The following is a 12,262-nucleotide window of genomic DNA, read 5'->3' as shown; positions in this document are numbered from 1 at the left end:
GCCGGGCCTTCCTGCGTCTCGACGCCGCCGGCCTAGGGCCTCTCTCCTCCTCCTCCTCCTCCCCCCCAGGCCGAAGCCGGGGGAGGGGGAGTCGCTTGTCGACTCTCAATATGCAATTAGGTATTCAGTTTAGTATTTAGTTCGGTTCGGTTATTTGGTGTGGTAGAGTGACCTTATGACCTCGACGCCAGCACCCACCGACCAGCAGACCTGCCGGTTCCCCGGCTGCGGCCGTCCGACCGCCCCGGCGCCCGAAGGGGCCGGGCGCCCTCCCGGCTTCTGTGACAACCCTGCGCACAACAAGGCCAGCGCGTGGAAGGAGCGCCAGCGGCTCAAGAACAGCGGCAGCGCCGAGCCGGTCGCGCCGGAGGAGCGCCCGGTCACCGGCGCCCGGCAGCGTGCCGCTGAGACCGCGGCCCAGGTGATCGGGATGGCCGAGCTGCTCATGGAGCAGATGCCCCGCATCGTCGAGGAGCTGCGGACCGCCGGCGACCTCGACGCCGCCGAGGCGCAGATCGAGACCGTGCAGACCGAGGCCGAGGAGCGCATCGCCTCCGCCAGCGCACGTGCCGTCCGCGCCGAGCAGGCTCAGCGCCGCGCCGAGACCGACCGCGAGGAGGCCGACGCGGCCGCGACCGAGGCCCTGGCCCAGGTCGAGCAGCTCCAGGCCGAGCTCGCTGACGTACGCACCGAGCTGGAGCAGCGCGGCACCGAACTGGAGCAGGCCTACGGCGCCAACGACAACCTACAGAGCGTGCTTGAGCAGGAGCGTGCTGAGGCCGAGAGCGCCAAGGCAGCGCTCGACCAGGAGATCTCCACCCTCAAGGCTCAGCTGGCCACCGCAGTGAGCGAGCGCGACCAGCGCACCAGCGACCTCGAGGCCGCCCGTACCCAGCGCGACGAAGCAGCTGGCCGCGCCGAGAGCGCCGCCAGGCAGGCACAGCAGGAGGAGCAGGCTGCACGTGAGGCGCGAGCCCAACTCGACATCACGCGCGCCCAGGTCGACCAGCTGCAGAGCCAGATCGCCGACCTACGCAGCGCCGAGGCCACCGCCCGGGCCGAGCGTGACGCGGCCAGGGCCGACATCGAGCGCGAGCGCCAGCACGCCACCGAGCGCATCGAGGACGTACGCTCCGGGCTGACCGAGCAGGTCAACCGGCTGCGCGCTGACCTCACCGAGCAGCGCGCCGAGGCGGCCGCCGCGGACAAGGCTCACCGCGAGGAGCTCGACGCGATCCGCGCCGAAAGCAGCAAGACTCGGAAAGCCACGAAGGACTGACTCTCGAACGACAGCGATTCCCGGCCCCGCAACACGACCGCGCGACCAGGGGAAACTGTCGGTCCCAACTTCTACGATTATCCCCATGGGGTATCCGTCGCTCACCGACATTCAGCTGAAGATCCTCGAGTACATTCACGGTCGGCCCGAGCAAGAGGCCGACTACAGCGACGTGGAGATCCACCTGGGCCCTGATCTCGTCGCAGACCTCGAGCACTTAGCGGACATCGGTCTCCTGCGGCGCGATAACCGCAGCGAGGGGTTCTATCACCTCCCAGTGAGCGGGCGGACCGAGGTCGACGCGCTGCTGAAGCGCCGCGAAGACCGCAGTTACCGACGAACCCAGTGTCGTGACGATCTGCTCGCCTGGCTCGACAAGACCACCGAGGCCGATGATGCGGGCACCCGTGTCTCGCTCGACAAGTTCGCCGGGGGCGCCGACGGCGTCGCGTTCACGGAGAAAGAGGTCGACCTGGCCGCCGACCACCTGGTGACCGAAGGCCTGATCAAGACCCTTGGAGGCTCCTGGGGTCGCAACCATCTGCTGGCGTACATCACCGGTGCGGGACAAGAGCGTCTCGACGAAGGAAACGGCGCAGCTGGGATCACTGAAGTTTCCCTGGCGCCCAGCGTCGTGCAGCACATCACCATCACCGGTGACGGGAACATCGTCACCTCAGCTGCGGGATCCCACAACGAGGTCCAGGCCAACATCGACGACTTCGATCTCGTGAAGGCGCAGAGCCACTCCGAGGCCATTCGAGAGGCGCTGCCGGCGCTGGAGGAACTCAAGGATGAGATCGTTCCGCTCCTGGATCAGATCCAGACCGACGACCGCAGCCTCGCCCAGAAGGCGACCTTCGGTCTCTACCAGCTCCTCACCGGAACCGGCACGGGTGCCCTGGGCGGTGCGCTGGCCCTTCCTCTCGCGCAGGCCCTCGGCCTCGCCTGAGGCTGAGATGGGATCCAGGTACCAGCTCGCGCTCGAGGAGGCGCGACGTAGCTACGACGCGCAGCTGGCGCAGCTCGAGAACCTTCGGAGCCGTGGCACCTGGACCGTCGCCGCCGGCGCTCTCGCCCTGTCAGTGATCGGGGTCGACACGAAGGGCGCGGGCTGCTGGTCCTATGCCTGGTCCATTCTCGCCTTCCTCTGCTTCGCCACCGTGGTCATCGGCACCGTGGTCATCGCGTGGCCGCAGAAGGTGTGGGCCGGCCAGAAGCCACATCTCCTCGTCCAGTGGGTCGAGCTCGACGACGCCTCGACCGATGACCAGATCCGTGATCTCGCGCTACATCTGGAGCAGCAGTCCGAGGCCAACGCCAAGGTCATCGACCGCCTCCAGAAGTGGCATGGGACGGTGCTCATCGCGCTCCTCGTGGAAGTTCCGTTCCTCCTCCTAGGAAAGCTCTGGGAGGGGGTGAACCAATGAGCGACGACAAGAAGGACTCGGCGTCGTCCGAGAAGCGGCCTCAGGACCAGCCGGCCGAGCGGCCGCGCCCTCAGCCACGTCTGGCCAACCCCGGACGGCTTGAGAACCGCTACGAGTCCCTCCCCGGCGAGCGCCGAGCATCCACACGGCGCCCGGTCCGACGAGTCACATTCGACAGCAGCAAGTCGGACAACGACTGACGCTAAAACTTCTGGGGGCCGCAGCTCCCATGGGGAAGCTGCGGCCCTCTCAAGTGAAGACATGTTCCGTTGCTCAGGCAGCCACCGCTGCCTTGACGGTCTCGCCCAGGTGGTCGACCACGACCGTGTCTCGCCAGCGGCGCTTCCCGTCGCCATCGGTCCAGGACTCGGTCTCGACATGGCCGACGACGACCACGCTCGATCCCTTCGACATCGACCCGAGCGCCTCGCCGCGACGGCGCCAGGCCTTCAGGTAGTAGCGGGTGGGCTCCCCATCGACCCACTGCTCACCGATGTCGGTCTCCTGCTTGGTGCGGTGGTTGACGAGCACGACCGCCTCGCACACGGAGGTTCCGGTGTTGGGGGTGTGGGTCAGCTCGGGGTCGGCCGCGAGCCGGCCTTCGAAGCACACGATGATCGGCATGATCTCTCACTCCTTACTGGTTGCGGCCCTACCGGGCACTTGGGTTGCCGGCAGTGACCTCACGGTCGCGAGCCGGGTCGTTCCTGGTCCTGTTGGCCACTCGGACCCCGTGCTCCCGATAGAGGCCGCCCATGCGGCCGGAGTGTTCGGGCAAGGGTCGCCGGAGGCGACATGTTCAGCCCTTGCCCGGTTCTCCGGCCGTGTCATCGTGGGTGCCTCGGGAGCACGGGATTCCACCTTCAGGTGGGGGAGTAGCTCGGTCGTCACCGTGAGGTGACGTCCTCGCCGGCGTACGCCGGCCTCCAGCCGTCCGCTGGTGCTTTGTGGTCGCCGAACCACCAGCCACGCCACCCGCGTGGCAGTGGCCCGGCGACCAGTCCTGGGGGTCTCAGAGCTCATCGAAGACTCCGATCAGAGGTGCGGCCTCCTCGGCGGCCGCGTCGACGCGGCCGGAGGAGATCCCGCACAGGCGTAGCCCGCTGCGGGCGATCTGGTCCGCGACCGGGGGAGTGACCTCGCGGCCGCCGACGCGCATCCGGACGACGACCTCGGCCAGCTGCAGCAGCATCGAGCCGAGGTTCAGCGTGCCGGGCTTGGCCGTCGGCGGAGGAGCGAACTCCACCAAGGCCTCCTCAGCCCGTGCCTGCGACCCAAGGCGCCCGTACGCCTCGCCCAGCTCACTGCGGCACGCCTGGTAGCGCCCGAAGTAGGGCATCTTCTGCACTTCGGGCAGGCGCGCGAGGACGCCGGCGTTGTGCGGTGCCCGGGCCAGGGTGCGCACGTCCAGGAGCAGCAGGAGGTACAGCAGCGCGGCCGGCGAGGCCGTGCCGTGAGGAGCGCCGAGCAGCTCGACCTTCTCGATCTTGTCGAGGGTCGGTCGCAGTGATCGCTCGAGGAGCTCCTCGACGATCGCGTCCTTGCCGGCGAAGTGATAATAGAGAGAGGCCTGCCGGATGCCGATCGTCTCGGCGATCTCGCGCGTCGACGTGTTCGCGACGCCCTTCGAGGCGAACAGCCGTGCGGCCACGTCGAGGATCTCGTCGCGCGGCGGGACCGCGGCTCCCTGGTGCCCCGTGTGGCGGGGGCGGCCCGGCCCGCCGCTCATGGGGCGTCCAGCGACGGGCCGCTGCTCAGACGAGCAGCGACACGCGAGTAACTGCCGGGAGTCGAGGGCATGGGTGTACTCGACCGCAGGTCAGGGGGACACTCCCACACCCTCTCCTGACCATTTAGGGACGTCTGAAACGTCCCAAACGTCCTCACATTTCCGAGAAACGCTCTCGGGCAGCTGCCGCCTGCGTGGCGCGGTCAGGCGGCGGCAAATCGTGCCAGATGCCGACGTAGCTCGATGGTGTCGCTCAGGTCCTGCATGACGACCGTAGCGCCGGCCCGGGTTAGCTCCTCAACCGTGTGCGCACCGGTCGCCACCGCGACCACGTGCGCTCCGCCGCGCCTACCCGCGTCGACGTCGCGGGGTGTGTCACCGATGAGCACCGTGTTGCGTCGGCCGAACTCACGGCGGTAGCGGTGTGCCGCCCGGCGCTGGGCGACCGGCACCAGGTGGGCACGGTCATCGGCGTCGGCGCCGTACGCGCCCACCGCTAAGTCGACGCCGTCGGCCAGGTCCAGGGCCGCCAGCTTCATCTCGGCGTTGGGCTGGATGTTCCCCGTCAGCACCGACTGCACCACGCCGGGGTCTGCTCCGAGCGCATCGATCGCGGGGCGCACGCCGGGGAGGACCGACCCGCGCAGCCGCATCGCCTCGTACCGCTCCGCGCCGGCCTGCTGGAGCGCATCGGCGACCTCGCGCCACGGGGGCGTCGGCAGCGCGTGGTCGGCGAACATCGTGTGCATGATCGCTCGATCCGTCCGGCCGCCGGTCCGTGCGGCGTGCCGTGGCTCGATCCCGCTCAGCGCGGCGAACGCCGCGGCGTAGGTCTCCTTGCTCACCCCAGCGTTCTCAACCAGCGTGTGGTCGACGTCCCACAGCACCAACAGCACGGGGGAGTGGACCAGCTCCTGCAGCCGGGTCTCCGCCGGCAGGGGAGTCTCGGAGATCAGGGACATGCCCACGACTCTACGCATCGGTCTCCGGCCGGTCGCGCGGGAAACGTCCCGCAAAGGTCCCGTAGGCTGGACTCTATGAACGAGCGCCTCCGGGGAGCGCTGGCCCAGCAGCGGATCTCCGCTGCCGAGCTCGGCAAGCAGATCGGCGTCGACGAGAAGTCGGTGCAGCGCTGGATGAGCACCGGCCGGCGACCGCACGCGCGCAACCAGCGCGCTGCCGCCAGCGCGCTGGGCGTCTCCCCGGCCTACCTGTGGCCGGGATCGGAGCACCACGACACCTACGTAAGCCCTGGGTCCCGCTCCGAGATCGTCGCTACCTATCCCGACCGGGCCAGCGTGCCGCAGACCGTATGGCGCACGCTCCTTGAGCGCGCCGAGGAGCACATCGACGTGCTGGTCTTCTCCGGCACGTTCCTCGCTCAGTCCAACCCGCGACTGCCTGCCATGTTGGGCCGACGCGCCGCCGCGGGCGCCAAGGTCCGGTTGTGCTTCGGCGACCCCGACAGCGCCGCGGTGGCGCTGCGCGGCGAGGAAGAGGGCATCGGATCCGCACTGGGCGCGAAGATCCAAGCCAGCCTGAGCTACTTCACCGACCTCGCCCGCGCACCAGGCTGCGAGGTCCGTCTGCACGGCTGCGCCCTGTACGCCTCCATCTTCCGTTACGACTCAGATGCCATGATCAACCCGCACATCTGGGGCAGCCCGGCCAGCGCCAACCCACTGCTCCACATCCGTGACGCCGGAGAGGACTCCATGTTCGACAAGTACGCCGAGAGCTTCGAGAAGGTCTGGGACCGGGCCAAGCCATGGGGTGCTGCGTGAACACGCGCATCGAGCATTGGCGCAACCCCGACGCGCCCAAACCCAACTCGCTGGTGCCTGCCTCGAACCTCCTGGTCGTCAACGAGGCCGGCGACATCCTGCTCCAGCGCCGCCGCGACACGGGCCAGTGGGCGCTGCCCGGCGGCAAGCAGGAGTTCGGCGAGACGCCCAGCGCCTGCGCCATACGCGAGTGCGAGGAAGAGACCGGCATCCTCGCCGAGGTCACTGGCCTGCTCGGTGTCTACAGCGACCCCGACCACCTCATCGAGTACCTCAGCGACGGCGAGGTCCGCCAGGAGTACGAGGTCACCTTCCTCGGACGGCCCGTCGCGGGTGCTCCCACGGCCAACGACGAGGCCTCCGCCGTCCACTGGGTTCCGCCCGCCAAACTCGCCGACTACGACATCCACGCGACCATGCGCCGCCAGATCGAGGACTACCTCAACAAGCGCTACCCGTTTGCAGACTGAGCCACCCGCTCAGCTCGTACCTCAGCGCGTACGTGAGCGCGGTGTACGGCCTCACCAACAGCCCGCTCGGCCACCAGCCACGTGCGATGCACGACGCTGCCGGGCGCGTACCTGGTTCGGATCTCGGCGAGCCGCTCCTCCAACGTGAACCGTTCGCCTCCTGGGCCGGTGGTCATGTCCGCGGCCGCGAGCAGGTCGTCGAGGTCGCTGTCAGCGAACGCGAACTCGCCCAGTTCGGCCACCAGCCCGCGCTCGACCGACTCGAAGCGCGCGCCCGAGTGGTGCGCAACCAGGCCCACAACGGAGGCCGGCCACCCCTGGTCACGCAGCCAGCGGGCCCCGTCGAGCGGGTGAAAGCCCGTGGTGGCGATCTCGGGCGCGTACCCGACATCGTGCAGCCATGCCGCCGCGACGACGGCCGCGGCGTCGTCGGCGCGGACGCCGACGCTCAGCTCGAGCGCGCGACGAGCGACGCCCTGGACATGCCGCCACCGGCGGCCCAGGGGAGCGACGTAGTTCTCGGCGAGGGCGGCCGCATCCGCCACCAGATCATCCACGCCGATCACGGTAACCCGGCACCCAGTTCGCCTCACGGCCCAGCCCCATCCGCCTCGAGCCGCAGATCCCGGACACCTGCCGTCCTGATTAGGACCATCCCCAGCACCGCCGACTCTGACAGCCGCGCCACCCCGGTCAACCACCGCGCCCCTACGGGCCGCCGGCCTCCACTGAGAAGTTCGCTACGGCGCTGCGCTGCGCTCCGCTGATTTCCTCCGCGAACTTCTCAGCGCCGGCCGGTACCGGAAGTTGACCGGCCTGGCTCCATCGGCCGCCTTTTCTCACCGTGCACGGGGAAGGCCCAGAACGGCAGGCACCCAGAGCCAGCCACCCGCCCCAGTGCAGGAAGGGTCAAGCTGATGTCCGACTACACCATCGAGACCGCACCCCCGATCGTCGACGGGATGGTCCACCTGACCTATTACATCCGCGAGGACCAGCTGAGCTTCGTCTGGTCCGGCCGCATCACCGAGCCGATCCACGTCCAGCACGGCGGGTACGGCGAGGCCACCGTCGCGCTGATCAACCCCGAGCCCGACTATCCCGCCGGCGAGAAGTCGCCCGTCGAGCTCTTCGACTGGTTCCACAACCTCTGCGACCGGTGGAACATCGCCTGGGACGGCATCCCGGACGTCCCCACCGCCACCGGCGACTACGCCGGCGTCGAGCAGATCGTGCCCGGCGTCTTCATCGTGAGGATCTGATCCCCATGAGCCGCCGCTACTTCCACGTGGCGGCGGCCTCGGAGCTCCTCTTCGAGGCCGCAATCGCCTGCCCCGCCCACCCAGGCATCACCTTCGACGGCCTCGCCGTCGACCACACCTCGGCCGGTGACCAGGTCTTCGTCATCGTCTCCATCCACGACGGCGAACTCCGGGCCTACCTCGGACCCGACCACGACACCACCCAGCGCCGCGGGTCGCTGGTCGCCGCCGGCCTGATATCCAACCCGGACATCCGGCTCGAGGTACAGGAGGCGGCCGAAGTCCTCAGCTGGCTGACCGACTGCTGGGAAGTCGCGCGCGAATGCCTCGACACCGCCGCCGAGGCCGACGCGGATCTCGTGCTCGCACAGATCCCCCTCGAACGGATCAGCGCGGCCTGAGCCCGGACTGGGAGGAGAGCCGAGGGGGGGCTCTCCTCCCAAGGGGCGCGCTGCCCTGATCGCGGCCGGGCTAGATCACCCCGAGAGCGAGTAGCACCTCGACCACCGCACACAGCGCAGTGACCGCAGCCGCACCAGCCGCGATCGCGGCCGCCGCAGCCTTGAGGATTCCCCACCGGCTCTCCGGCGGCTCGCCATCGCCGGGCGCTCGCGTGACCTCTTGGGTCATGATGGACCCACCTCTCCCTTCACCAGATGAGACGAGGTAACCGATGGCCTTCGGGATCCGACCCCGGAGGCCATCACCTCGTCAAAGACAGTCCGGCTGCCTTCGACGCGAGAGTCTCACGGAACCTGATCAGATTGTTTCCTCTGGGGAAACCTGAACTTTCTGGGTCACGGGCCGGGGCGAGAGCGGCCGACGGCCCGATGCGTGCGTTCCTCCGGATCGGAGAACGTACGACGCACAGACCGCCAAGGGCGTCGGAGCAAGGCACCCACCAGGGCCCGGCCTCCGGCCGGGGTGGAGCCGGCGTACGCCGGCACAGCCCTTGTCTTTTTCTCCCTCCCCGGGGCTCCGATTCTGACGGCCGCGCCGCTCCGGTCAACCACCGCGCCCTTCGGGCGCCGGTGCACCCGGACGGCGGTCGCTGCGCTCCCTTATTTCCTTACCGGGCCCACCGGTCCCGGTGGTTGACCTCCACGGCTCCACCGGCCGTCTGACTCTCCACTGCCCGGGGAGGGCGAAAAAAGGGTCGGCAACCCAGAAGCCACCCACCCTGTCCCGGCGCAGGAAGAGAGAGCGCTCATGGCTCACGAGATCGAGACCCACGGCCGACAGGCCGCCGCAGTCTTCGCCCGCGAAGACGCCTGGCACCGCCTCGGCACCACCCTCGAGGACGTCTTCACCGCCGAAGAGGCAATGACCATCGGTCACCTCGGCGGATGGAACGTCCGCAAGACCCCGCTGCAGGGCATCGACCTGGACGAGAACGGCGCGAACCTCGTCGACGTCCCCGACCGGTTCGCCACCGTCCGCACCAACCCGTTCACCGGCCAGGCCGAGGCCCTCGGGGTCGTCGGCACCTCCTACGCCGTCATCCAGAACGAGGAGCACGCCGAGACCCTCAACCAGCTGGTAGAGGACTCCGGAGCGATCTTCGACACCGCCGGATCGCTGCGCGGCGGCCGCCAGGTCTTCGTCTCGCTGCGACTGCCCGAGACCATGCGCGTCGGCGACTCCGACGAGATCCGCACCAACATCGTCGCCCTCAACGGCCACGACGGCACCCAGGCCTTCCGCCTGCTCGTGACCCCGGTCCGGGTCGTGTGCGCCAACACCCAGGCCGCCGCGATCGCCAACCACACCGCGAGCGTCTCCATCCGGCACACCACCAACGCGAGCATCCAGGTCGCGCGCATCCGCGACGCCCTCGGCCTCTCCTTCCGCTACATCGAGGCCTTCGAGACCGAGGCCGAGAAGATGATCCAGCAGACCATGACCGACGCCGCCTTCGCCGGCATCGTCGAGCAGCTCTACGGCACCCCCGACCCCCTCGGGTCGCGCCGCAGCCGCACCGCCGCCTACGAGCGCACACGCGAGCTCCAGCGCCTGTGGAGCGACGCCGACACCCAGGCCAACATCCGAGGCACCGCCTGGGCCGGCTACCAGGCGATCGCCGAGTACGTCGACCACTACGCCCCCGTGCGCGCCAAGCACGAGAAGGCCACCGCCCGGGCCGCGCGACTGCTCACCAGCGAGGAGCCGACCCGGCTCAAGGAACGCGCCTGGGACCTCTGCGCCGCCAGCTGACCCACCACCAGGGGGAGGGCCGCAAGGCCCTCCCCGCCCATCCCCTGGAGGACCCGATGAGCACCATCACCACCGAGGCCGCCGAGCCGCAGTGGATCCACGTCGCCAGCGCCGACCGATACCTCGAAACCGGTCCCGTCTACCTGGCCGAGGCCCGCCGCGACGGCACCCACTTCAACGCCTGCATCACGCCGGGCAACAGCACCACCGTGCACGCGCCCGGCTATCAGCTCGAGGTCGCCAGCAACACCGGACCCAGCTGGTCGACCCACGCCGAGACCCTCGCCGAGGCCCAAGGCGACTTCGCCGCCTACCTCCGCGCCGACCCCGACGACGTCGACGACTCCGCCGACGCGTCCAACAACGAGAACACCAACACCACCAAGGAGACCAACCGATGAGCACGATCGCCACCACCCGCAACCGCACCCCGCTCGCAGGAGCCTTCGACGAGATCCGAGGCCTCAACCTCGGACTCCTGCACCCGGCCAGCGGCCCGCTGGCCCGCATCGACTGCACCAACGGCGGCATCTCCGCACCCGGCCACGACAGCATCACCCTCGTCGGCTGGACCGGGCACGACAACACCAACCCCACCCAGCCCGTCGACTACGTCGCCGGCCTGGAGCACGACAGCCAGATCTTCACCCCGTCCACGGCCTCCTGGCCCGTCGCCCTCCAGATCCGCAACACCTACGCCGGCACGATCGCCGCGCTCGTGCCCGTCTACGACTTCGACGGCCAGACCTGGACCCCGGTCCCGGGAACCATGGCCGGCGGGAACTACGCCACCGGCGACAGCCGCTTCAACGACTTGGTCAGCCAGCTGACCGGCCACGACTTCTACGGCGCCGTCGCCATCCACGACCGGATCGAGTAGCCACCACGTCGCACCGCCGGCCCCGAGGGGCCGGCGGTGGGGAGGGCTCCGCCCTCCCCACACCCCACCCGAACGGCACGACCCGCCGGGCCGACCTCACCAACACCAGCTCGTCGACCGGCGTACGCCGGGCAGCTCCACCCAAGGATCCAGACGCCCCCGGGGCCGACATCCGCCGGCCAAGGACACGGCCCTCCGGGCCGAGACAGCCTCACCGATCAAAAGCGTCTCGTTCCTTGCTCCCACAACGCCCAATCGTGATCGCTCGCTCCGCTGGTCAAGGGAAGCAGTGCCCGGCTCCGCCGGCCCTTGACCAGCTGCCGCTCGCGCGATCTTGGGCTGGTTGTTGGGAGCAAGGGACACGAGGGGTCACATCCCGAGGGTCACCTGGTCAGCTCTCCGTTTCCATCCATGCACCTCATCCAAGGGAGAAGAACCATGAACACGATCACCACCTTCGCCGGCAACCTCACCGAGGACCCGGAGCTGCGCTTCACCAACGGCGGCACCCCGGTCGCAAACCTCCGCGTCGCGGTCAACCGACGCGTCAAGCAGAACGACGAATGGGTGGACGCCACCCCAACGTTCCACAACGTCAAGGTCTGGGGAGCCCAGGGCGAGAACCTGGTCGAGAGCCTCACCCGAGGCGACCGCGTGCTCGTGCACGGCCAGGTCGAGACCGAGAGCTGGTCCGACAAGGAGACCGGTGAGAACCGCTACAAGGACGTCGTAGTCGTCTCCGACCGGTACGGCGAGATCGCCACCAGCCTCAAGTTCGCCACCGCCCGGGCCGAGAAGAACCGCGGCGGCAAGACCACCAACCCCGACGCGCCGGCGTACGCCGACAACGTCACCCAGCTCGGGCCCAGGCCCACCGAGCCCCCGTTCTGAGCGAACGGGAAAGACCCTGGGGGAGGGGCCGGCCAAGAGCCGGCCCCTCTTCTGGGCACCAACCCATCGACGAGCTCACCGCAATGAAATCGCAGTGCACCCCCGATGCAATCCGCCGGTCGTGCGGCACAGAAATGTCGGTGGCAGCACGCACAATCAGAACCAACTCCGTCTCACCCAGCAGGGGAGAGGCCTCGGACCGGAGGAACGACAACCCGTGATCTGCGAACCCTGCCAGCAGCCACACCAGCCTGAAGACTGCATCGACACCCAGGCCGGCCGCGAGTACTCCTGGCGACACTGCTTCTGCCAACACCGTCCCG

General features: G+C 69.1%; 16 protein-coding genes. 11 read left to right on the top strand and 5 right to left on the bottom strand.

Annotated elements, in window-relative coordinates; all coding sequences use genetic code 11:
- Window positions 1–175: 175 nt before the first annotated feature.
- The 3 genes from ACZ6WN_RS29945 to ACZ6WN_RS29935 all read left to right on the top strand — a co-directional run bounded on the left by ACZ6WN_RS29945 (window position 176) and on the right by ACZ6WN_RS29935 (window position 2,709).
- Window positions 176–1,279 carry a coiled-coil domain-containing protein gene (locus ACZ6WN_RS29945; protein ID WP_179661778.1) on the top strand — a complete coding sequence of 368 codons (1,104 nt, stop codon included), beginning with the start codon at window positions 176–178 and terminating at the stop codon, window positions 1,277–1,279.
- Window positions 1,280–1,364: 85 nt separating this feature from the next.
- Window positions 1,365–2,231: a hypothetical protein gene (locus tag ACZ6WN_RS29940; RefSeq protein ID WP_179661777.1), complete on the top strand. Its 867-nt coding sequence runs from the start codon at window positions 1,365–1,367 to the stop codon at window positions 2,229–2,231.
- 7 nt (window positions 2,232–2,238) lie between these two features.
- Window positions 2,239–2,709, top strand: a complete 471-nt coding sequence (locus ACZ6WN_RS29935; protein ID WP_179661776.1) for a hypothetical protein — start codon at window positions 2,239–2,241, stop codon at window positions 2,707–2,709.
- Window positions 2,710–2,982: 273 nt separating this feature from the next.
- On the opposite strand, the gene ACZ6WN_RS29930 is transcribed toward ACZ6WN_RS29935, so the two are convergent.
- The 3 genes from ACZ6WN_RS29930 to ACZ6WN_RS29920 form a co-directional block, all read right to left on the bottom strand.
- Complete coding sequence (locus ACZ6WN_RS29930; protein ID WP_179661774.1) at window positions 2,983–3,333, bottom strand: single-stranded DNA-binding protein; 351 nt, start codon at window positions 3,331–3,333, stop codon at window positions 2,983–2,985.
- Between the two features lie 388 nt (window positions 3,334–3,721).
- Entirely contained in the window at window positions 3,722–4,438 is a 717-nt protein-coding gene (locus ACZ6WN_RS29925; RefSeq protein WP_179661773.1) for a TetR/AcrR family transcriptional regulator, read from the bottom strand.
- Between the two features lie 203 nt (window positions 4,439–4,641).
- Window positions 4,642–5,400 (bottom strand): HAD hydrolase-like protein, encoded by a 759-nt coding sequence (locus tag ACZ6WN_RS29920; protein WP_179661772.1) that lies wholly within the window; start codon window positions 5,398–5,400, stop codon window positions 4,642–4,644.
- 75 nt (window positions 5,401–5,475) lie between these two features.
- Between ACZ6WN_RS29920 and ACZ6WN_RS29915 the strand changes: the two genes are divergently transcribed.
- Both ACZ6WN_RS29915 and ACZ6WN_RS29910 read left to right on the top strand, forming a co-directional pair.
- On the top strand, window positions 5,476–6,222 hold the full coding sequence (locus ACZ6WN_RS29915; RefSeq protein ID WP_179661771.1) for a helix-turn-helix domain-containing protein: 747 nt from the start codon (window positions 5,476–5,478) through the stop codon (window positions 6,220–6,222).
- Window positions 6,219–6,692, top strand: a complete 474-nt coding sequence (locus ACZ6WN_RS29910) for an NUDIX hydrolase (protein WP_343051852.1) — start codon at window positions 6,219–6,221, stop codon at window positions 6,690–6,692. The genes ACZ6WN_RS29915 and ACZ6WN_RS29910 overlap by 4 nt, the downstream gene beginning before the upstream one ends.
- On the opposite strand, the gene ACZ6WN_RS29905 is transcribed toward ACZ6WN_RS29910, so the two are convergent.
- Entirely contained in the window at window positions 6,674–7,249 is a 576-nt protein-coding gene (locus tag ACZ6WN_RS29905) for an HD domain-containing protein (protein ID WP_179661769.1), read from the bottom strand. The two genes, ACZ6WN_RS29910 and ACZ6WN_RS29905, sit on opposite strands and share 19 nt — an antisense overlap.
- Window positions 7,250–7,609: 360 nt before the next feature.
- Here ACZ6WN_RS29905 and ACZ6WN_RS29900 point away from each other — a divergent pair, with 360 nt between their 5' ends.
- Both ACZ6WN_RS29900 and ACZ6WN_RS29895 read left to right on the top strand, forming a co-directional pair.
- On the top strand, window positions 7,610–7,954 hold the full coding sequence (locus ACZ6WN_RS29900) for a hypothetical protein (RefSeq protein ID WP_179661768.1): 345 nt from the start codon (window positions 7,610–7,612) through the stop codon (window positions 7,952–7,954).
- 5 nt (window positions 7,955–7,959) lie between these two features.
- Complete coding sequence (locus tag ACZ6WN_RS29895) at window positions 7,960–8,355, top strand: hypothetical protein (RefSeq protein ID WP_179661767.1); 396 nt, start codon at window positions 7,960–7,962, stop codon at window positions 8,353–8,355.
- Between the two features lie 70 nt (window positions 8,356–8,425).
- Here the strand turns inward: ACZ6WN_RS29895 and ACZ6WN_RS29890 are convergent, their stop codons facing one another.
- Window positions 8,426–8,584: a hypothetical protein gene (locus ACZ6WN_RS29890; protein WP_179661766.1), complete on the bottom strand. Its 159-nt coding sequence runs from the start codon at window positions 8,582–8,584 to the stop codon at window positions 8,426–8,428.
- A gap of 579 nt (window positions 8,585–9,163) precedes the next feature.
- Between ACZ6WN_RS29890 and ACZ6WN_RS29885 the strand changes: the two genes are divergently transcribed.
- From ACZ6WN_RS29885 to ACZ6WN_RS29870, 4 genes are all read left to right on the top strand, one after another.
- Window positions 9,164–10,168 carry a DUF932 domain-containing protein gene (locus ACZ6WN_RS29885; RefSeq protein ID WP_179661765.1) on the top strand — a complete coding sequence of 335 codons (1,005 nt, stop codon included), beginning with the start codon at window positions 9,164–9,166 and terminating at the stop codon, window positions 10,166–10,168.
- A gap of 56 nt (window positions 10,169–10,224) precedes the next feature.
- Window positions 10,225–10,569, top strand: coding sequence for a hypothetical protein (locus ACZ6WN_RS29880; RefSeq protein WP_179661764.1), 345 nt, complete (start codon window positions 10,225–10,227; stop codon window positions 10,567–10,569).
- On the top strand, window positions 10,566–11,048 hold the full coding sequence (locus ACZ6WN_RS29875; RefSeq protein WP_465869891.1) for a hypothetical protein: 483 nt from the start codon (window positions 10,566–10,568) through the stop codon (window positions 11,046–11,048). Before ACZ6WN_RS29880 ends, ACZ6WN_RS29875 begins: the two co-directional genes overlap by 4 nt.
- A 438-nt stretch (window positions 11,049–11,486) precedes the next feature.
- Window positions 11,487–11,939, top strand: coding sequence for a single-stranded DNA-binding protein (locus ACZ6WN_RS29870; protein ID WP_179661752.1), 453 nt, complete (start codon window positions 11,487–11,489; stop codon window positions 11,937–11,939).
- Window positions 11,940–12,262: the final 323 nt, after the last annotated feature.

The sequence above is a fragment of the Nocardioides sp. NPDC054178 genome (assembly GCF_055585005.1).
Note: the sequence above shows the minus strand (reverse complement) of the source record. Positions and strands in the feature narration are given on the sequence as shown.